At 69.5% G+C, this 18,871-nt stretch carries 17 protein-coding genes; 7 read left to right on the top strand and 10 right to left on the bottom strand.

Going from position 1 to position 18,871, the window contains the following annotated elements; genetic code table 11:
- Window positions 1-525 precede the first annotated feature (525 nt).
- Entirely contained in the window at window positions 526-1,644 is a 1,119-nt protein-coding gene (gene ald, locus DKM19_RS11265) for an alanine dehydrogenase (RefSeq protein ID WP_110695655.1), read from the top strand.
- 220 nt (window positions 1,645-1,864) lie between these two features.
- Here ald and DKM19_RS11260 read toward each other — a convergent pair whose 3' ends face one another.
- Window positions 1,865-2,575, bottom strand: coding sequence for a DUF3105 domain-containing protein (locus DKM19_RS11260; RefSeq protein WP_089205151.1), 711 nt, complete (start codon window positions 2,573-2,575; stop codon window positions 1,865-1,867).
- A gap of 121 nt (window positions 2,576-2,696) precedes the next feature.
- On the opposite strand from DKM19_RS11260, the gene DKM19_RS11255 reads away from it, so the two are divergent.
- Both DKM19_RS11255 and DKM19_RS11250 read left to right on the top strand, forming a co-directional pair.
- Window positions 2,697-3,344, top strand: coding sequence for a DUF305 domain-containing protein (locus DKM19_RS11255; protein WP_110695654.1), 648 nt, complete (start codon window positions 2,697-2,699; stop codon window positions 3,342-3,344).
- A gap of 75 nt (window positions 3,345-3,419) precedes the next feature.
- A complete protein-coding gene (locus DKM19_RS11250; protein WP_089205373.1) occupies window positions 3,420-3,716 on the top strand; it encodes a DUF3467 domain-containing protein in 297 nt (98 codons plus the stop codon).
- 82 nt (window positions 3,717-3,798) lie between these two features.
- Here the strand turns inward: DKM19_RS11250 and DKM19_RS11245 are convergent, their stop codons facing one another.
- The 3 genes from DKM19_RS11245 to DKM19_RS11235 all read right to left on the bottom strand — a co-directional run bounded on the left by DKM19_RS11245 (window position 3,799) and on the right by DKM19_RS11235 (window position 7,926).
- Window positions 3,799-4,863: a low specificity L-threonine aldolase gene (locus DKM19_RS11245; protein WP_110695653.1), complete on the bottom strand. Its 1,065-nt coding sequence runs from the start codon at window positions 4,861-4,863 to the stop codon at window positions 3,799-3,801.
- Window positions 4,864-5,101: 238 nt separating this feature from the next.
- On the bottom strand, window positions 5,102-5,815 hold the full coding sequence (locus DKM19_RS11240) for an SDR family oxidoreductase (protein WP_110695652.1): 714 nt from the start codon (window positions 5,813-5,815) through the stop codon (window positions 5,102-5,104).
- A complete protein-coding gene (locus DKM19_RS11235) occupies window positions 5,812-7,926 on the bottom strand; it encodes a DUF6421 family protein (protein ID WP_110695651.1) in 2,115 nt (704 codons plus the stop codon). The genes DKM19_RS11240 and DKM19_RS11235 overlap by 4 nt, the downstream gene beginning before the upstream one ends.
- Before the next feature lie 479 nt (window positions 7,927-8,405).
- On the opposite strand from DKM19_RS11235, the gene DKM19_RS11230 reads away from it, so the two are divergent.
- The gene (locus DKM19_RS11230) at window positions 8,406-10,070 is read left to right on the top strand and encodes a condensation domain-containing protein (protein WP_162641427.1); all 1,665 of its coding nucleotides are present in this window, start codon (window positions 8,406-8,408) and stop codon (window positions 10,068-10,070) included.
- 165 nt (window positions 10,071-10,235) lie between these two features.
- Here DKM19_RS11230 and speB read toward each other — a convergent pair whose 3' ends face one another.
- From speB to DKM19_RS11215, 3 genes are read right to left on the bottom strand one after another with little or no spacing between them, the layout of a single operon-like run.
- Complete coding sequence (gene speB / locus DKM19_RS11225; RefSeq protein ID WP_110695649.1) at window positions 10,236-11,252, bottom strand: agmatinase; 1,017 nt, start codon at window positions 11,250-11,252, stop codon at window positions 10,236-10,238.
- Window positions 11,245-12,132, bottom strand: coding sequence for a nitrilase-related carbon-nitrogen hydrolase (locus tag DKM19_RS11220; RefSeq protein WP_110695648.1), 888 nt, complete (start codon window positions 12,130-12,132; stop codon window positions 11,245-11,247). The genes speB and DKM19_RS11220 overlap by 8 nt, the downstream gene beginning before the upstream one ends.
- 5 nt (window positions 12,133-12,137) lie before the next feature.
- Window positions 12,138-13,613: a cytosine permease gene (locus DKM19_RS11215; RefSeq protein WP_110695647.1), complete on the bottom strand. Its 1,476-nt coding sequence runs from the start codon at window positions 13,611-13,613 to the stop codon at window positions 12,138-12,140.
- A 114-nt stretch (window positions 13,614-13,727) separates the two neighbouring features.
- Between DKM19_RS11215 and DKM19_RS11210 the strand changes: the two genes are divergently transcribed.
- Window positions 13,728-15,278 (top strand): PucR family transcriptional regulator, encoded by a 1,551-nt coding sequence (locus DKM19_RS11210; RefSeq protein WP_110695646.1) that lies wholly within the window; start codon window positions 13,728-13,730, stop codon window positions 15,276-15,278.
- Here the strand turns inward: DKM19_RS11210 and DKM19_RS11205 are convergent, their stop codons facing one another.
- On the bottom strand, window positions 15,279-15,593 hold the full coding sequence (locus DKM19_RS11205; protein WP_110695645.1) for a hypothetical protein: 315 nt from the start codon (window positions 15,591-15,593) through the stop codon (window positions 15,279-15,281).
- 171 nt (window positions 15,594-15,764) lie between these two features.
- Here DKM19_RS11205 and DKM19_RS11200 point away from each other — a divergent pair, with 171 nt between their 5' ends.
- Window positions 15,765-16,196 carry a PPOX class F420-dependent oxidoreductase gene (locus tag DKM19_RS11200; protein ID WP_110705646.1) on the top strand — a complete coding sequence of 144 codons (432 nt, stop codon included), beginning with the start codon at window positions 15,765-15,767 and terminating at the stop codon, window positions 16,194-16,196.
- A gap of 78 nt (window positions 16,197-16,274) precedes the next feature.
- Here the strand turns inward: DKM19_RS11200 and DKM19_RS11195 are convergent, their stop codons facing one another.
- Complete coding sequence (locus tag DKM19_RS11195; RefSeq protein WP_110695644.1) at window positions 16,275-16,868, bottom strand: TetR/AcrR family transcriptional regulator; 594 nt, start codon at window positions 16,866-16,868, stop codon at window positions 16,275-16,277.
- A 76-nt stretch (window positions 16,869-16,944) separates the two neighbouring features.
- Here DKM19_RS11195 and DKM19_RS11190 point away from each other — a divergent pair, with 76 nt between their 5' ends.
- Window positions 16,945-17,838, top strand: coding sequence for an alpha/beta fold hydrolase (locus DKM19_RS11190; protein ID WP_110695643.1), 894 nt, complete (start codon window positions 16,945-16,947; stop codon window positions 17,836-17,838).
- Window positions 17,839-18,133: 295 nt separating this feature from the next.
- Here the strand turns inward: DKM19_RS11190 and DKM19_RS11185 are convergent, their stop codons facing one another.
- Window positions 18,134-18,481 carry a hypothetical protein gene (locus tag DKM19_RS11185; protein WP_110695642.1) on the bottom strand — a complete coding sequence of 116 codons (348 nt, stop codon included), beginning with the start codon at window positions 18,479-18,481 and terminating at the stop codon, window positions 18,134-18,136.
- Window positions 18,482-18,871 lie beyond the last annotated feature (390 nt).

Here is an 18,871-nt window from a genome sequence, read left to right as displayed (position 1 = left end):
GGGCCGGCCGGAGGCGCCGAAGGATTGTCATAGGGACCGGCCGGAGGTTCCTGCGGGTCCGAAGGATAGTCGTAAGGCCCGGCCGGAGATCCCTGCGGATCCGGGGACGGGGTATGAGGCGACTCGAACCAGGATTCCCGCGAACCCGAAGGGTCGCCGGGAGATCCGTCCGAAGGTTCCTGCGTCCCGGAGGGAAAGCCATATGGCTCGGGGAAGACTCCCCGCGTCCACAGAGAAGGCTCACGAGACCCGGCCGGAGGTCCCTGCGGCACGGGCGGCCCACCCGGACCCTCGTGCATCTCCATGTCACATCCCCGTATTCCTCGCATTTGCTCGCGGCGAGCCTACCGATCAGCGCAGGAAGGCGGGTAACCAGACGGTCAAGACCGGCGTCGAAAACACGGAGACCGGCCGTGATTGACACCCTGTCATCAACATTGGCCGATTCCTTCCATGTTGCGCATAGTGGCTGCTCTCCGGGGAACGCAGAGTGAAAGTGACGCCAGATGCGCACCTGGAGGAACCGTGAAGATCTCAGTTCCCCGTGAGGTCAAGAACCGTGAATACCGTGTGGCCCTGACTCCCGCCGGAGCCCATGAGTTCATCCGGCACGGCCATCGGGTCTTCGTCGAGAAAGACGCCGGAACCGGATCCTCGATCCTCGACTCCGACTTTCTCAGCGTGGGCGCGACCATCCTGAACTCGGCGGACGACGTGTGGGCCGAGGGGGACCTCGTCCTGAAGGTGAAGGAACCGGTCGCCGAGGAGTATCACCGGATGCGCAAGGGACAGGTGCTCTTCACCTATCTGCACCTGGCCGCGTCGGAGGCGTGCACCCGGGCCATGCTCGAATCCGGTGTCACCGGCATCGCCTACGAGACCGTGGAGACGCCGGACGGCTCCCTGCCGCTGCTGGCCCCGATGTCGGAGGTGGCGGGGCGACTCGCCCCACAGGTGGGGGCATATCACCTGATGCGCCAGGGCGGCGGGCGAGGCGTGCTGATGGGCGGGGTGCCGGGCGTGCACGCGGCCAACGTGGTCGTGATCGGCGCCGGGGTCTCCGGCATGAACGCCGCGACCATCGCGATGGGCATGCAGGCAGAGGTGGTGCTGCTGGACAAGAACATCGACAGACTCCGCCAGGCGGACCTGATCTACCAGGGCCGCTGCATGACGGTCGCCTCGAACACCTACGAGCTCGAGCGCGCGGTCCTGGCCGCGGACCTGGTCATCGGCGCGGTCCTGGTGCCCGGCGCGAAGGCCCCCAAGCTGGTCGGCAACGAGCTGGTCTCGCGGATGAAGCCCGGCTCGGTCCTGGTGGACATCGCCATCGACCAGGGCGGCTGCTTCGAGGACTCCCGGCCCACCACCCATGACAACCCGGTCTACCAGGTGCACAACTCGGTGTTCTACTGCGTGGCCAACATGCCGGGCGCGGTTCCGCACACCTCGACGTACGCGCTGACCAACGTGACCGTGCCCTATGCCCTGGCGATCGCCGACCTGGGCTGGCTCGAAGCCCTGAGGAGCGACCCCGCGCTGGCCCTCGGGCTGAACACCCACGAGGGATACCTGACCAACCCGGCCGTGGCCGAGGCTCAGAGGATGAAAGCGGTCCCCCTGGAGCGGGTGCTGGCCCAGTAGCGCTCCGCGAGACGGAGCCCGGACCGGGAATTCCGGTTCCGCCCGGCGCACGTATCGATCCGTTGGGCGCTCAGCGGGCCGACCGGAAAGGGCCGATCCGCCGGAGCGCCCGACGGATCGGGTCGACCGGTTCTTCTATCGGGAAGTACGGCTTTCGCGCCGTTCTTCCGGCGTCTTCCGTCCTGCCGGTACGGCTCCGCGGGGCGGAGCCGTACGGAGGTCAGCCGGTCGGCGAGCTGCTGGGCGCGGAGGTCACGGGTGCGTCGGTGCCCGCGGTCGAGCTCGGCGCCGCCGTCGGCGTGGTCTCCGGAATCGGGGCGTCGGCGGCGACGGTGCTCACTCCACCGTCACAGGCCGCTCCGAGCTCGGGGGTCTCCGCGCTGTTGTTCTTGTACGTGCTGATGAACTTGGGCAGACGCGGGTCTTCCGCGCTGTCCAGCTTGAGCTGCTTGTTCCAGGAGCTCGCCACGACCTTGGCGGGGAGCCCCGGGTAGGGGCTCAGGAGCATGTAGTCCTTGGAGGCAAGCTCCTTCAGCTTGTCCACCTGGGCCTTGGGCAGATCAGGCTGGTAGGTGATCCACACGGCGCCGTGCTCCATCGAGTGGACGGCGTTCTCGTTGTTGAGCGGCTGATCGTAAATGCCGCAGTTCTGCCACGCCGGGTTGTGCTCGCCACCGACCGGCGGGTTCTCCTTGTACTTCACCTTGGTCTGGACGTGAAGGCTTCCCGGATATTTGGCACTCGTGACGGCGTCCAGCGACGTCGTCGCCCGTTCCTTGACCAGGTAAAAAGCAACGAATCCAACGAGCACAAGGATGACGGCGCCTCCAGCACCCCACATCAGGAACGCGGTCCGGCGTTCCTTGCGCTTCTGCTCTGCACGCATCCTGACGAGATGATCTCGCCTCGACTGCGCCTTTTCCTTGGTCATCGGGCCTCCAGCCGGCAAACAACTCCGGTCACCCTATGCCCTACTGGCGTATGCAGAGAATAAGCGATCGGCAAAGCGCGGTACGGCGACGATTCACGACAGTGGGTACTCTGGATGAGCTATGGAAATCCCTGTTGAAGAGGTTCCAAAATCCAGGCGTGGCGTAACGCTCGGCGTGCTGTTCGGCTTTCTGGCCGTGGGGGCCATCCTCCTGTTCCTCGTCGGGAGGACCACGACCCCCACCGACACCTCGCCCGAGGCGGGGTTCGCCCGCGACATGGCCACGCACCACGCCCAGGCCGTCGAGATGGCCTTCATCGCCAGAGACGGCAGCACGGACGAGTCACTGCGGCGGCTCGCCTACGACATCATCATCACGCAGACGGCCCAGCGCGGGATCTTCACCGGCTGGTTACAGCAGTGGGGCCTGAACCAGACGGGCGAGCGGCCGGAGATGGCCTGGATGACCGGTCACAGTCACGGTGTAACGGCTGCGGCGCCTACCACGATGCCCGGTATAGCCAGCAAGGACGACATCAAAAGGCTCAGCGACGCCAAAGGCAAGGAGAAGGAGATCCTCTTCCTCCAGCTCATGATCCGCCATCACGAAGGCGGCGTGCAGATGGCCCAAGGCTTGCTGAAACTGTCCGACCGGGACGAGGTGACCACGATGGCTCAGCACATCGTCGACGGGCAGACAAGTGAGATCAGTTTGATGACCGACATGTTGAGGCAACGCGGCGCCCAGCGGCTGCCTTCCATCCTTTAATAGTGTCGGCGCGTCCCTGTGCGGCCGGTTTCCGGCCAGGGCAGCATGGAGCCAACCTGGCCGGAGGAAAAAATGGTGAACGACGAGCCGGAGAACCGCCTGGAGGTGAGCATCTCCGCCGAGGTCGAATCGGGGCAATACGCCAACTTCGCCTCCGTGTGGCACACCCAGGATGGCTTCGTCCTGGACTTCGCGGTGATCACCAGACCACCCCAGCTGGCCAACGACCCCTCTTCCGGCCAGCACTTCGTCAGCGTGCCCACCCGGATCGTCAGCCGGATCCGCATCCCTCCGAGCCAGGTGTTCGAGTTGATGAAGGCCCTCGAACAGCAGCTCACCGCCTACGAGCACGAAACCGGCCACAAGGCCTGACGCGCCCGGACCCTCGGATCACGGTGGCGGTCCCGCCGATGGGCGGGGCCGCCACAGGCTCCGGGCCGTGCCCTGTGCCGCCTTACGCCGACGAATCCATCTCCTCCGCCAGGGCGGCGGCAAAGGCGTCCACGTCGGCCTCGGTGGTGTCGAACGCGGTCATCCAGCGGACCTCGCCGGTGGCCTCGTTCCAGGTGTAGAAGCGGAAGCGCTTCTGCAGGCGCTCGGTCACGTCACGGGGCAGGATCGCGAAGACCGCGTTGGCCTGCACGGGGCGCGGAACCTCCACGCCGTCGATGTCCCTGACGGCGACGGCGAGCCGCTGGGCCATGGCGTTGGCGTTGCGGGCGTTGCGCAGCCACAGGTCGCCCGCGAGCAGCGCCTCGAACTGCACCGAGACGAACCGCATCTTGGAGGCGAGCTGCATGGAGCTCTTGCGCAGGTAGCGCAGGCCGCGGACGGCGTCGGGGTTGAGCACCACGACGGCCTCGCCGAACATCAGCCCGGCCTTGGTCCCGCCGAAGGACAGCACGTCCACACCCACGTCGGTCGTGAACGCGCGTAGCGGCACGTCCAGCGCGGCGGCGGCGTTGGTGGCGCGGGAGCCGTCGAGATGAACGACCATGCCGAGCTCGTGGGCGTGGTCACAGACCGCCTTGATCTCGGCGGGAGTGTAGAGCGTGCCCAGCTCGGTGGTCTGGGTGATCGAGACGACCTTGGGCTGAGCCCTGTGCTCGTCGCCGAATCCCCATGCCTGCCTGTCGATCAGGTCGGGGGTGAGCTTGCCGTCCGGGGTGGCCACGGGCAGCAGCTTGAGTCCGGCGGACCGCTCCGGCGCCCCGCCCTCGTCGGTGTGGATGTGCGCCGAATCCGCGCAGACCACCGCCTCCCAGTGGGAGGTCATCGCGCGGAGCGCGACCACGTTGGCACCGGTTCCGTTGAACATCGGCCAGGCCACGGCCTCCGGTCCGAAGTGCCCGCGGAAGATCTCCTGCAGCGCCTCGGTGTAGACGTCGTCGCCGTAGGCGGTCTGATGCCCCCCATTGGCGAGTGCCAGGGCCTGGAGGATCTCCGGGTGGACCCCGGCGTAGTTGTCGCTGGCGAAGCCCTTCACCAGCGGGTCGTGCCTGCGAATCGCGTCCGTCACTTCTTCCCCTCAGCGAAGCGGTCCGGCGGTGCGTGGACGGCCGGCCGCTGGTTGTGCCTGTCTCCTCACTCGCGGGTGAGGTCCGATCCGGCGCCCGCTCGCGGGCGAGATCCGGCCCGACGCTCACCCGTGGCGAGGCCCGATCCGGTGCTCACCCGTGCGTGAGGTCCGACCCGGCGCCCGCTCGCGGGCGAGATCCGATCCGGTGCTCACCCGTGGGCGAGGTCCGGCCCGGCGCTCACTCGTGTGTGAGATCCAATCTGGTGCCGTTGACGTCGGTGTCCCAGAGGCCGTCGATCGCCTTGGCGAGGTCGTCGACGTCGGTGAAGCCGGGAAACCTCTTCTCCGGATTCGCCGCACGCATGCCGTCGTGCACGAGCGCCTTGACGACCAGGATATTCGCGGTGGAGGCGGTGCCCTTCAGCGCGTCGGCGAAGGCCAGGGTCCAGGCCTCGGAGGCCGCCTTGGCCGTGCCGTACACCGCGCCGCCCTGGGTGGGGCGCTCGGCCGCCTTCGCGGAGACGATGACGAACCGGCCGCGCTCGCTGGCCGCCAGCAGCGGCTCGAAGGCCAGCGTGACGTGCTGGAGAGTACGGATCAACAGATCGTGAAGGAGGTCCCAGTCTTCAAGCCTGGTCTCGGCGAAGGTCTTGGACCCGCGCCAGCCTCCGACCAGGTGCACAACCCCGTCCACCCGGCCGTGCTCGGCCCCGATGGACTCCGCGAGGTTCTTCACGGCGTCGAAGTCGAGCAGGTCGACCTGCCGGTGATCATGCTTGACCGGGTGATCGCCGGCTCGTTCCCCGCGCCCCTCGACCCGGTCCGGCTGCTCCACCGGCATCCCGTGGTCGCCGGATCTGTCCACCCCGATGACCGTGTGCCCCTCGCCCGTGAATCGGCGGACGGCGGCCTGGCCCGCGGGGCCGGACGCGCCGGTAACAACGATGATCATGCTCGGATGCCCTTCGTGGAGTCGACGACATCGCCGAGCTTACGACGCAGGGCCTCGTAGAACATGCTCAGGGGGAACTCGTCGGGCAGCACCGCGTCCACCACGGCCTTGGTGCTGTTGCTCGCGGGAGGGCTTCCTCCGGTCGCCCGGGGGTCCTCGACGGGCAGCGCGTCCACGCCGCGAGCCCAGACGGAGGCGGGGTGCGGCTCCACGTAGGCCGCGACGAGCTGGTGCGCGGCCAGCCAGTGGGCGAGCTTGGAGCGGTCGATGCCGTCGCGGTAGAGCTTCTCCACCTCGCCGCGCAGGTCGGCGACACCGTCGGCGAGCCGGTCCCAGTCAACGCTCAGCCGGTTGTCGGTCCACCTGACGACACCGTTGCGGTGCAGGTAGGAGAAGAGCAGCTGCCCGCCGAGCCCGTCGTAGTTACGGACCCGGGCACCGGTGATCGGGAAACGGAACAGCCTGTCGAACAGGATCGCGAGCTGGACGTAGCGGGCGTGCGGCACGCCCTCCCCCTCCAGCTTCACGGCCTCGCCGTACGCGGTCAGGTCGCAGCGGAGCTCCTCCAGGGCGTACAGCCAGTACGGCATGCGCTGCTTGATCATGAATGGGTCGAACGGCAGGTCGCCGTGGCTGTGCGTACGGTCATGGATCAGGTCCCAGAGTACGAAGGTGTCCTGGGCCAGGTCCTGCGACTCGATCAGCCGGGTCGCGTCCGGCGGCAGCGCGAGCTTGAGCGTGGCGGCGGCGGCCCTGCTCACCGCGCGGAACCGGGCGGCCTCGCGGTCCGCGAAGATGCCGCCCCAGGTGAAACGGGCCGGGGTCTCGCGGACGGCGACGGTCTCGGGGAAGAGCACCGCGGAGTTGGTGTCGTAGCCGGAGGTGAAGTCCTCGAAGGCGATCGGCACGAACATCGGGTTGTCGTAGCGGGTGCGCTCCAGCTCGGCCAGCCACTCCGGCCAGATCGTACGGATCCAGACCGCCTCGATGTGCCGGAAGGTGGTGCCGTTCTGCGTGTACATCGGGAAGACGACCAGGTGCTCCAAACCGTCCACCCGCTGGGTGTCGGGGTGGAAGGCGTCGAGCGAGTCCAGGAAGTCGGGCACGCCGAGGCCCTGCTCGACCCACTTGCGGAAGTCGGCGACGACGGCGGTCAGGTAGGCCTCGTCGTGGGGGAAGCGGGGCGCGAGCCGTACGACGTGGTCGACGATCTCGGAGACCAGCTCCACCGCCCGGTCGCGATCGCCCTCGATGGAGCCGTCCTTGGCCTGCAGAGGCTTGATCGCCTCCACGGCGTCCTTGAGCCCCTGGAAGGCGGCTCGCGCCTCCGACTCCCTGGTGTCCGCCGGGACGGGCACGCGCGCGACCCAGGTGACGAGGTTGCCCCAGAGGGCGGCGTGATCGTAGTCGCCGATCGAGTCGTCGCCGAACAGGTCGGAGTCGGCGACCACCACGACGCGGCCCTGGCCGTGCCGTACGGCCACGGCCAGGGGCCGGCCGGCGGGGTCGGCGGTGGGCGACGTCCGAAACAGCACGGTCGCGTGCCCGGGGGCGGTGAGCACGCCGGACCGGTAGAAGCAGGCGCGGCGGGCCCCCGCGAGGAGGTCCTGCCCGGACGCGTCTCCGGTCGTGTCCGCCGGGGTTCCGAGAACCCAGGAGGCCACGCCGTTGTGGGCGCTCCTGGGATCCCGGACGAGGGTGTGCTCGACGCCGACGCCGAAGCGGGCGAGCAGCTCGGTGACGTTGCTGCCGTACTTCTCCTGCTCGTACTCGGCCAGCACGATCAGCCCGCCGCCGCCCACGACGTACTCCTCGATCGCGTCGAGCTCCTCGACGGGCAGGACGGGGCTGCCCAGGCCGGTGGTGCGCTCCCAGCGCTCGGCGGACGGATGAGCGATCACGAAGACGTCCCGCGCGCTCAACAGGGCCGGGGTGATCGGGCCCTCGGTGTGCGCGGAGACGGAGTGCCCGAGACCGCGCAGCAGTCCCGCGGCGCGGGCGTAGCTGCTGTCGTCGGGGTGCCCCGGATTCATCGTCTCGGCCACGTCCCGCCGGATGGTCCATGACTCGCTGTGTGCCTCGTCGAACAACACCTGCGGGAAAGCTCGCACGATAAATCCTCCCTCACATGAGATCTAATGACGGAAAATATACACAATAGGTACAAGCATTGACACATCTCTTACGGTCGATCTAGGTCCGGGCCCCGGAAACCGCGGCGAGCGACCGGCTCCGGTGCGAGGGCGCCTCGGAGCCGGCGAGCGGACCGGCCGGGCATGCTCGTGAGCCGGCCGGGCGTCCTCGCGAGAACGTCTCGGAGCCGGCGAGCGGCGGGCGCCGGCGGACCGGACGGGCATACTCGTGAGGACGTCTCGGAACCGGTGAGCGGCGGGGCGCCCACGGACCGGACGGGCGTCCTCGCGAGAACGTCTCGGGGCCGGCGGCGGCGGGGTGTCTGCGGGTCGGCCGGGCATCCTCACAGCCCGCGCGGGCGCCCGGATTCCGCCCGGATTCCGTGTGGACGGAACGGCGGGCCCGGGTCGCTGAGACACCCATTGACACCGTGGTTCGGGAAGATCAGCCTTGTGGCGTGAATTCTGACGGTGCGACCTTTCTGCGAACCGATCCCGAGCGGTTCCGTGCCGAGACCGACGATCCGGCCCCGGCGTCACGGGTGCCGCCGCCGCCCGAGCCGGGAGCGACGGCGGACGGCACGGCCGTCGTGGAGTTCACCGGCGCCCGGGGCGGCGTGGCCCCGCTCACCTGGGGACAGTCGTCGATCTGGCGGTTGACCACGTGGCGGGCCGACGGCGACTCCTACTTCAACATGCCCTGGACGCTGCCCGTCTACGGCAGGCGCGACCTCGACACCGTCCTGGGGGCCCTGCGCCGCCTCCTCGAACGGCACGAGACCCTGCGGACGAACTTCCGGCGGACCCCCGGCGGCATGGTCCAGCACGTGACGCGCGAGGGACGGCTGACGGTCCAGGTCGTCGACGGCGGGCACGCCAGACCGCTGACCGCCGCCAGGGAACTGGCCGCCGGCCTGGCCGCCGCCGCGTTCGACTACGAGGCCGAGCTACCGGTGCGGTGCGCCGTCGTGACGATCGGCGGACGGCCCCGCGCCGTGGCCTTCGGCCTGTCCCACCTGGCGGCCGACGGAGGAGCGCTGGGCCTGCTGGCGGCCGACTGGCGCGACCTGCTGGCCGGGAACGACCCGCCCGAACCCACCTGGCAGCCGATGGACCAGGCCGCCTTCGAGCGCGAGGGACCGGGTGCCGTACGCGGGGAGAGAGCGGTCCGATACTGGCAGGCGGTGCTGGAGAAGGCGCCCGCGTTCATGTTCGACTACCCCCGCCACCCGTCCGGGGAGCCGAGGTTCATCCGGATCCTCATGAGGTCGGTCGCGCTCGGCGCCGCCGCCGAAACGCTGGCGGCGCGCTGGTCGGTCAGCACGGCCAGCGTGCTGACCACGGCGAGCGCCGTGCTCCTGTCGACCCTGACCGGGCACCGGCGGATAGCCATGCAGCTGATCGGGGCCAACCGGCACGATCCCCGGATCGGCGCCCTAGTGGGCCCGGCCGCGCAGGACGGGATCTTCATGCTGGAGCTGCCCGGCGGGACCCTGGCGGAAGCCACCCGCATCGGGCACCGGCAGGCCCTGACCGCCTACCGCCACGCTCACTACGAACCGCTCGGCCTGATGGCGATGCGTGAGGAGGTCGGCCGCAGACGGGGCGGGCCCATCGACCTGTCGGCCTATTTCAACGACACGCGGGGCGGCGGCGACTGGCCCGACCTGCCCGCGCTGGAGCAGCCGGGAGACCCCGCCGCGATCGCCGCCCTCACCGGGCGGACCACGTTCGCCCCGGCCGGCTCCTGGGATCACGTGGACGCCACCACGGTCCAGTTCATCATCGGCCCGGCCAGGGAAACCTGCGAGCTCCACCTGCTGGCCGACACCGCCTACCTGCCCCGGACCACGGTCCACACGCTGCTGCGCGGGATGGAGACCCTGCTGGTGAGCGCCGTCGCCGAGGACGTGCCGCTCGACGCGGTCGCCGGGCTGTGCGATATCACCCCGGTCGATCGTCCCCCCGGTTGGGAACGTTCCCAAACGGGCCCGGCCGGGGAGACGGCGGAGGCGTCCGACCCCGCTCGGACCGGTGCCGATCGTGTGCACGGCGAAACGGCGGAGACAACGGAGACGCCGGAGACGTCCGGATCCGTCGTGGCCGAGGCGATCGGCGGGTGAACCGCCGTCCTCCCGAGGGACTCCGCGGCACTTCTATCTCCCGCGACTGTGCGGTCCATCCGGGGTGAACCGCCGGTCCTCCCTGGGTCGTCACGGCGCCCCTACTTCCGCGACCGTGCGGTCCGGGGGCGAACCGCCGGGCCTCCCGAGGTCGTCGCGGTGTTCCTACTCCCGCGACCGCGCGGTCCCATCCGGCATGAGGGGCGCGTCCCGGCGGTTGCGGGCGAGGACGGAGAGCAGTTCGTAGCCGACGTGCGCCGCGGCGATACCCGTGATCTCGGCGTGGTCGTACGCGGGGGCGACCTCGACGATGTCCGCTCCGACGACGTCGAGTCCGACCAGGCCGCGCAGGGTGTTCAGCAGTTCGCGGCTGGTCAGTCCTCCGGCCTCCGGCGTCCCGGTGCCGGGGGCGTGCGCCGGGTCGAGCACGTCGATGTCGACGGACACGTAGACGGGACCGCTGCCGAGCCGGCGACGCATCCGCTGCACCACGGAGGCGACGGTCGCGTCCTGGTAGTCGTCGGAGTGCACCACCTGGAAGCCGAGGACGTCGTCCTCCCTGAGGTCGTCCGGCGTGTAGAGCGGCCCGCGGATTCCCACGTGCAGGCATCGTCCGGGGTCGAGCAATCCCTCCTCGGCGGCCCGGCGGAACGGCGTGCCGTGGGTGTACGGCTCACCGAAATAAGTGTCCCAGGTGTCCAGGTGCGCGTCGAAGTGGACGACCGCCACGGGACCGTGCTCCGCCGCGACCGCCCGCAGCAGCGGGAGCGCGATGGTGTGGTCACCGCCGATGGTGAGCAGCCGCGTGCCGTCGGCGCCCAGATCGCGGGCCGCCCGTTCGATGGTGCGGACCGCCTCGCCGATGTCGAACGGGTTGACCGCGATGTCACCGGCGTCGGCCACCTGCTGTACGGCGAACGGCGAGACCCCCAGGGCCGGGTTGTAGGGGCGGAGCAGCTTGGAGGACGCGCGGACGTGGGCGGGGCCGAACCGCGCCCCGGGCCGGTAGCTGACCCCGCCGTCGAAGGGCACCCCCACCACGGCGACGTCGACATGACCGACCTCGTCCACACGGGGCAGGCGGGCGAAGGTCGAGGGCCCCGCGAACCGCGGCACGCTCATCGCGTCGACCGGGCCGACGGGATCTCCCGGACCGCTGGAATCGCGGGGTGCGTCAAGCATGGTGCTCTCTCTCCATGGGGAGTCGGTCCGCGCTCTGCGCGGGCTCCAGAATCGACCGGTACAGCTCCGGCCGGCGGTCGGCGTGCACGTCGTTGTGCTCGCTGATGCGTTTGTTCCGGGCGTCACCGAGCCGGCACTCGGCGATCACCAGTCCCTCGTCGTAGTCGGGGAGGGGGCCGGCGAGGAGGAAGCCGTCGGCGTCGGCGATGACCGAGCCGCCGACCCAGGCCACGCCGCGCTCGGGTCCGGCCCGGTCGCAGGCGGCGACGAACATGCGGTTCACCGAGGCGTTCGCCTGCACCCGCACCACTTCGGCGGGGCGTTCCCCCGCCGGCCGCGGGGAGAGCGGCCAGTTCGTGGGAACGCAGAGCAGGTCGGCGCCGCGGAGCCCCACGGTGCGGACCCACTCCGGAAACTCCAGGTCGTAGCAGACGAGGAGTCCGATCCGGCCGGCCTCCGTGTCGACGACCGGCGGAAGCTCGTCCCCCGGGGTGAAGACGGTCCTCTCCATGTCCCACAGATGTGTCTTGCGATAAACGGCTCGCACGCCGCTCGCGTCGACGAGCACGGCGGAGTTGCGCACGAGCCCGTCCTCGTCACGCTCGCACAGTCCTCCCACCAGGATCAGGCCGTGCCGTCGCGCGGAGGCGATCCAGCCGGTCACGGTGGGACCGTCCAGCGGCTCGGCGAGCCCGGCCGCCTCCTCCCGATCGCGGAACACGTATCCGCTGTTGACCAGTTCGGGGAGGACCACGATCCGGGCTCCGGCGGCCGCCGCGCGTTCGACGGCCCGCTGGGCGGCGGCGCGGTTGCCGTCCGGGTCCCCCACGGCGAGGGTGATCTGGCAGCAGGCGACGGAGGTCAGTGGCATCTGGCTCATATTGCTCATATTGCCGTTACCGGGGACGTGGACGGGTCGTGGCCGGCCCGCGGCTCACGGCGTTCCAGCTCGCGGTCGCTGGCGGCGACCGCCGCCTTCTCGGCCTCCAGGTCGATCCCGCGGGTGAGCGCGAAGTACAGCAGGCCGGACACCAGCAGGCCCACCGCGAAGGAGATGTCGGCTCCGTCCAGCGCGGCCGCCACCGGACCGGTGAAGAAGGAGGTGGAGAAGAAGGGGACCATCGCGGCCATGCCCACGAGGTAGGCGGTCAGACCGCGCCAGGACCAGAGCCCGTAGATGCCGCGCGGATCGAAGATCGCCGTGATGGCGTAGTGCCCCCGCCGTACGAAGTAGAAGTCCACGAGGTTGACCGCGGTCCACGGGATCAGGAAGTACAGCATCAGCAGCAGGAAGACGTTCAGGCTGGCCAGATAGTCGGCGGGCAGCAGAAGCGCCACCACGAGGACCACGACCTGGATCGCCACGACGCCGATCACCCGGATCCCGATGGTCGGCCGCACCGTGCGGAAGGCGTCCACCATGCTCGCGGAGGTGAGCATGCCGCCGTACGCGTTGACGGCCATGACGGTGATCAGCGCCAGGGCGGAGACGACCACGGCGAAGGTGCCGAACCCGGGCGCGATATCGTTCCCGATCTTCTGGATTCCGGCGATCGCGTCCGGTGTGGGCGTCAGCGAGGCCAGCAGGGCGCCCAGCGACATGAGCCAGACGGCCGACCCCGCGGCACCCGCGTAGGTCCACCAGATCACCTTCTTGGAGGACACGTCCTTCGGCAGGTAGCGGGAGTAGTCGGACACGTAGACCGCGTAGCTGATCTGGTAGCCCGCCGCCGCGGAGAACACCAGGAGGAACGACGTCCAGGAGAAACCGGAGACCGGGGCCGCCGAGGGCCCGTCCGGTTGTGTCAGCGCCCCGATCGTGATGACGGCGAACACCGCGATGAGCAGGTAGGTGAGCCAGCGCTGCACCTTGTGCAGCAGGTCGTGGCCGACCACGGCGAGCACGATCGCGAGACCGATGAGCAGCGGGTACCACAGGCCTGCGCCGCCGGGCAGGATGGTCTGCATTCCCTGCGTGGCCAGTACGACGTTGAAGACGTTGAACCCGACGTAGACGAAGACCACGGCGGCGAACGGGACGATCGCCCCGCGGAGGCCGAACTGGGCCCGCGACTGGATCATCTGCGGCAGGCCCATCCGCGGGCCCTGGTTGGCGTGGAAGGCCATGAAGAAGGTGCCGAAACACGCGCCCAGAACGACGGCCAGCACCGACCAGCCGAGGCTGAGCCCGAAGGCGGGGCCGAGGAAGCCGGTCACCATCGTGGTCAGCACGAAGTTGCCGGTGAACCAGAACGGTCCCTGGTGCCAGACCTTGCCGTGCCTCTCACTCGCCGGGACGTAGTCGATGGAGCGCACTTCGATGGCCGGCATGCCCGCTAGGGGCCTTGGTCTGTCGCTCATGGGACTTCCTCGGGGGCGTCGCGGCGGGCTGTTGCCGGAAACGGTATGCGGCCGGAATAAAAACGAGGATGGAACGATTGGCGAATCTTCCGGGAACTGTTGGACACTGTGTCCATGGCGTTTCGCATCGCCGACCTGGTCGCCCTGCCGGAGCTTCACTTGTCGGTGGTCGTCGGGTCACATCATCTGGATCGCCTGGTCGAGGCCGCCCACACGTCCGAGTTGGTCCGGCCGGGAGAGTGGCTGCAGGGCGGCGAGCTGCTCATGACCATCGGGTTGCTGCTGCCGATGGACCGCGCCTCGTGCCGGGCCTACGTGCATGACGTCGCCGGGGGCGGAGCCTGCGGGCTGGCGCTCGGGCTCGGGCACGGCCTGCCCTACCAGCACGCGCCGGCACCGCTGATCGCCGCCGCCGAGGAGGCCGGGCTGCCGCTGCTGACCGTGCCCGACGAGATCCCCTTCATCGCGGTCACCAAGGCGGTCTTCGCCGCGCGGGCGGCCGAGCAGCGCCAGAGGCTGGAGCGCGCGTTCGAGACCCAGCGGCGGCTGACGACCGCCGCCGCCTCGGGCCGCGGGCTTGCCCCGACCCTGAAGGCGTGGACGGAGGCCACCGGGATCGGCGTCGCGGTGACCGACCCCCTCGGGCGGCTGATCGCCGCATCCGGTCAGGACACCGCGGACCTGCTCGGCTCCGGCGCGGACCTGATCCAGCGGGTCGCCGCCCGCGGCATGCACGGCAGCGGGAGCAGCATCGTGGGCACCGCCCACGTGGAGGTGCAGCCGCTCGGCGCCCGGAGGCTGCGCGGGCTGCTCATGCTGACCGGTTCGATGGAGCCGACGACGCGGCTGCTGGCCTCGGGCCTGGTCTCGCTGCTCTCCCTCGAACTCGAACGCCGCCACCTGGCCGAGGAGCCCGAGCGCGGGCACCGATCCGCCCTGCTGGGGCGGCTGCTGGACGCGGCCTCGGCCGGGCAGGCCCGGGACGTGCTGGCCGAGGCCGGGCTGGCCGCCGACGCCGTACGCGGTCTGGCGGTCAGACCCGCGAGCGAGGCTGCGGAGGTGGCGGAAGTGGCGGCGGATCTGGCGCTCGCCGTACCGGGAGGGCTGGCCAGGATCACGGACGGGGTGATCGAGGTCGTCGTCGGCGGCGATCTCGACGTGCGGGAGGTCCTCAGCCGGTTCGCTCCGGGCTGCCCCGCGGGCATCGGGCCCCCCGTCGCGCCGGAGTCGGCCGCCTCGTCGATCCGGCAGGCCGGGAACCTCCTGGAGATGAGCAGGATGACCGGGCAGCCCGTGGAGGCGCGGGAGAGCCGCTCCAGCCGGCTGCTGCTGGAACTGGGCGACCGCCGAGCGCTGCGGGGCTACGCCGACGCCATGCTCGGAGCGCTCGACCTCGCCGATCCCAGCGGGACCCTGGTGGCGACCCTGACGGCCTGGCTGGACACCGGCGGTTCCTGGGACGAGACCAGCCGCCTGCTCAGGGTGCACCGCCACACCGTACGCAACCGGATCGACAAGGCGATGCGGATCACCGGACGCCACCTCGACGACGCGGGCGACCGATTCGACCTCTGGCTGGCCACCCGCTCCCGGCAGGCCGCACGCGACGCGGCCGGACCGGAACCCGGGACACCGCGAACAGGCGAAGGGCCGGCACACCCCTGATCACGAACAGGGCGAGCTCCGCCTCGAGGCCTGCTCGAACCGGTCGAGGTCGGCGCCTTCCCGCTCCATCGCCGCCCAGAACTCCGCCCGTGAGACGCCGCCGTCACGGTTGACGTCCGTCTGCCGGACCAGCGACTCCCAGAAGGTGTTGTAGACGTCGACCAGGTGGCGGATCTTGGCCGGATCCGACACACATCCGAGTTGCCCGACGGCCTGCCGGCACGGAGCGGGCGGGTCCACACGCGCGATTCCGCCATCGCGGTCGGTGTCCTCCGTGTCGAACCAGAGGTCATGCTTGCGGTTGACGGCGGTCATCGTCGCGTCTCCATTCCACTACTCTAGGTAGCTGTACTGTAACTCTATGTTCACATCCGCGTATAGGCGGCACCGCCTCCGTCCCTCGCGTCGTCCCGATTCACGGGTGGACGGCCGTCGGCCCGGCACCGCCGGGAATAGCCGCCATCCGGTCGCGACTTGGACCTGGACATGACCGCCACATCGTTCAACCCACGCACGCTGCTCGCGGAAAGTCGACTTGGCGTCCTCGCAACGATCAAATCGGACGGCCGCCCCCAGCTTTCTCCCGTCATGCCCTTCTACGACCAGGACGCAGGCGTCATCCACGTTTCGATGACCGAGGGACGCGCCAAGACGGCGAATCTGCGTCGAGACCCACGGGCCACGCTGGAGGTCACCAGCCCCGACGGTGTGGCGTGGGCCACCGCGGAGGGAACGGCGACACTCATCGGGCCGGGGACCGACCCCCACGGTCCCGAGGTCGAGGCACTGGTGGACTACTACCGCCTCGCCGCCGGAGAGCACCCGGACTGGGACGAATACCGGTCGGTGATGGTGGCCGACCGCAGGGTGCTCATGACGATGACGGTCGACCACGTGTACGGCACCAAGATCCGCTGACAGCGCTCCGAAGAAGCTCCGTATGTCCAGGTCCGCACCGGCACCGGTGAGCAAGCCGTACGGCTGGACGCTCTTCCGTCACCGGCCTTGGCGGAAAAGCCGGTCGAGGTGATAGTCGACGGTGGCCTCGACGAGTTCCGCCGGATAACAGTCGATCAGGGTCGGGCTGACCAGCCCCTGCGTCAGGGCGTACAGGATCATGGCCTCACGCTCGGGGTCGAGGTCGCCCGGCACCTGGCCCGTCTCCTGGGCGGTACGGAGTTGCCCCGCCCAGAAGGCGATGATGTGGGGATAGGCCTCTCTCAGGAGCGTGGCCAGAGAGGGCGCCACCACGGACCGGCCGAGAAAGGCCATCGCGATGCGTGCCTCGGTGCGCCGCTCGTCATCCAGCGGCAGCATCTCGATCATCCCGGAGCGGATGAGGTCACGGGGCGAGCCGAAGTCGGCGCGGGCGGCGATGCGCCGGGTGATGCGGGCATGCAGATGCTCCAGGGCGAAGTAGAGCATCTGGTCCTTGTTCTTGAAGTAGTGCTGGACCATTCCCATGGACACGCCCGCCTCGGCGGCCACGTCGCGGAGGCTTACGGCCTCCAGCCCGTCGCGGTCGAGGATGCGGTGCAGGGCCTCGGCGATCTGCCGCCGCCGCGCCTCCCGGTCTACCTGCTTGGGCATGCCGTTCTCCGTTGAAAATCGTGCCGCCCGACTTTTACAATGCAAGTGCATTGCCAAACGGGCGGAGGTACCAACCATGTCTATCGCCATGGCGCGCAACGGCGACGTCCAGATCGCCTACGAAACGTTCGGTTCTCTGAATGGCGAGCCACTCCTGCTGATCGCGGGGAACGCCATGCAGATGGTGGCGTGGCCCGATGACCTCTGTGCCGCGCTGGCCGACCGGGGCTTCGCGGTGGCCCGCTTCGACAACCGGGACACCGGGCTGTCCACACACTTCACCGGGCAGCCCCACCTGCTGAAGGACTGGTTCCGCGCCGGGAAGGTCGCCTCCTACCGGCTGGAGGACATGGCCGACGACGCCGTCGCGGTGATGGACGCGCTCGGCTGGGAAGGCGCCCACCTGGTCGGAGTGTCCATGGGCGGGGTCATCGCCCAGGTCGCCGCGCTCCGCCACCCCTCACGCGTGCGCACCCTCACCTCGATGATGAGCCAACCGGGCTGGGGCCGCGGCAGGTCGAACATGCGGACCGTGGCCCGGCTCTTCCTGCGAGCGGCCCTGCGACGCCGCACCCCCGGCAGGGAAGGCGCCGGGGACCGGCTCGTCGACGCCATGAGCCTCATCGGCTCCCCCGTCTACCCACTCGACGAGGCGGAGATACGGGAACTCGCCACGCTGTCCTATGACCGCGATCCCCGCGAGGACGGCATGATGCGCCACTCGGCGGCGTTCGGAGCGACGGGTGATCTCACCTCCCGGCTCGCCGGGCTGCGGATCCCCACGCTCGTCCTGCACGGCGAGGCCGACCCGATGGTACGGCCGAGCGCGGCGAAGGCCACCGCCGACGCCATCCCCGGCGCGCGCCTGGTGCTCTACCCGGGAATGGGCCACCACCTCCCCCGCGAGCTCTGGCCCGCGATCATCGAGGAGATTCACACCCTCGCGGCGGCCACCCGCTCCGCGTCCTGATCACGACGGAGGGTGGTCGAGGATTTTCCGGGGAGCGGATCAGAGAGGAGAGGTCACTCACCGGGCTGGTCGAGCCGGTCGAGGGCGATGTCAACGGACTCTGCGTCCAGGTGATCGAAGACGCGGACCTCCCCGGGTTCGACCGAAGCCGCCACCACGCCGGCCTCCGGAACGCGACCGGCGAGAAGTACGACGGACTGATCAGGAAGATCGTCCGGGCGGCGAGAAAGCCGCGATGACCACCCGGTCTGACATCTTCATCTCCCATGCGCCGACAGGACGCCGATTCTCCCGGTCAGGCGAGCCCGGTGGGGCCCTGCGGGAAGTTTCCACCGGTGGCGATCCCGCGGGCGGTGAGTTCCTCGACGAGCCGGCCCGGCTCGTCAGGCGTGATCACTGGTACGACCCTTCGACCCAGGTCGATCATGAGCGCGGCCTTCTTCTGCGGTCGGCCGGAGTCCAGGTTGAACCAGTGCACGAAGTCGCCAGAGCCCCAGATCCGCCAGCTGCCGTTCGGTAGCGGCACCCAGCTCAGCCCTCGGATGGCAGAGAGTGGAATCCGCTTGGCGGACCCCCACGGGAAGTAGTAGCGCCCAATGATCAGCTCTGTGTCGGTACACGCCACCAGACCATCGTTGTACATAGCAGGATCGTAGGCCGGTGTCGGGACGGCGGCGACAGTGGCCCTGGATCAAGGTCATGGAGTTGCGGGCGAGGCGGTCACAACGGCGCGCACATACCCGCCTCGCGCGATAAGTGGCCGCATGCGCCAAACCGGCAACATTCCGGCAGTAACCGTACGTGTCCAGTCAGTCGCAGAAACTGTCCGGTATAGGCCACGCGGTTGCCGAGCCGAGGGCGGCAATGTAGGTAAATGACCGAAGGTTCTACACTTATTACTCTCTGTCACGTGCTCTGTCGCGCGTCGGGTGTGTGGACCTGCCACAACCGACGGGAGAGCAGATGAGGTTACGTCGAGCACGAAGCCCTCCCCGATACCGCGACGTTCAGCGTTTGGTCACGCGTCAACGGC

The organism is Streptosporangium sp. 'caverna' (genome assembly GCF_003203775.1).
Lineage (GTDB): Bacteria > Actinomycetota > Actinomycetes > Streptosporangiales > Streptosporangiaceae > Streptosporangium > Streptosporangium subroseum.
Note: the sequence above shows the minus strand (reverse complement) of the source record. Positions and strands in the feature narration are given on the sequence as shown.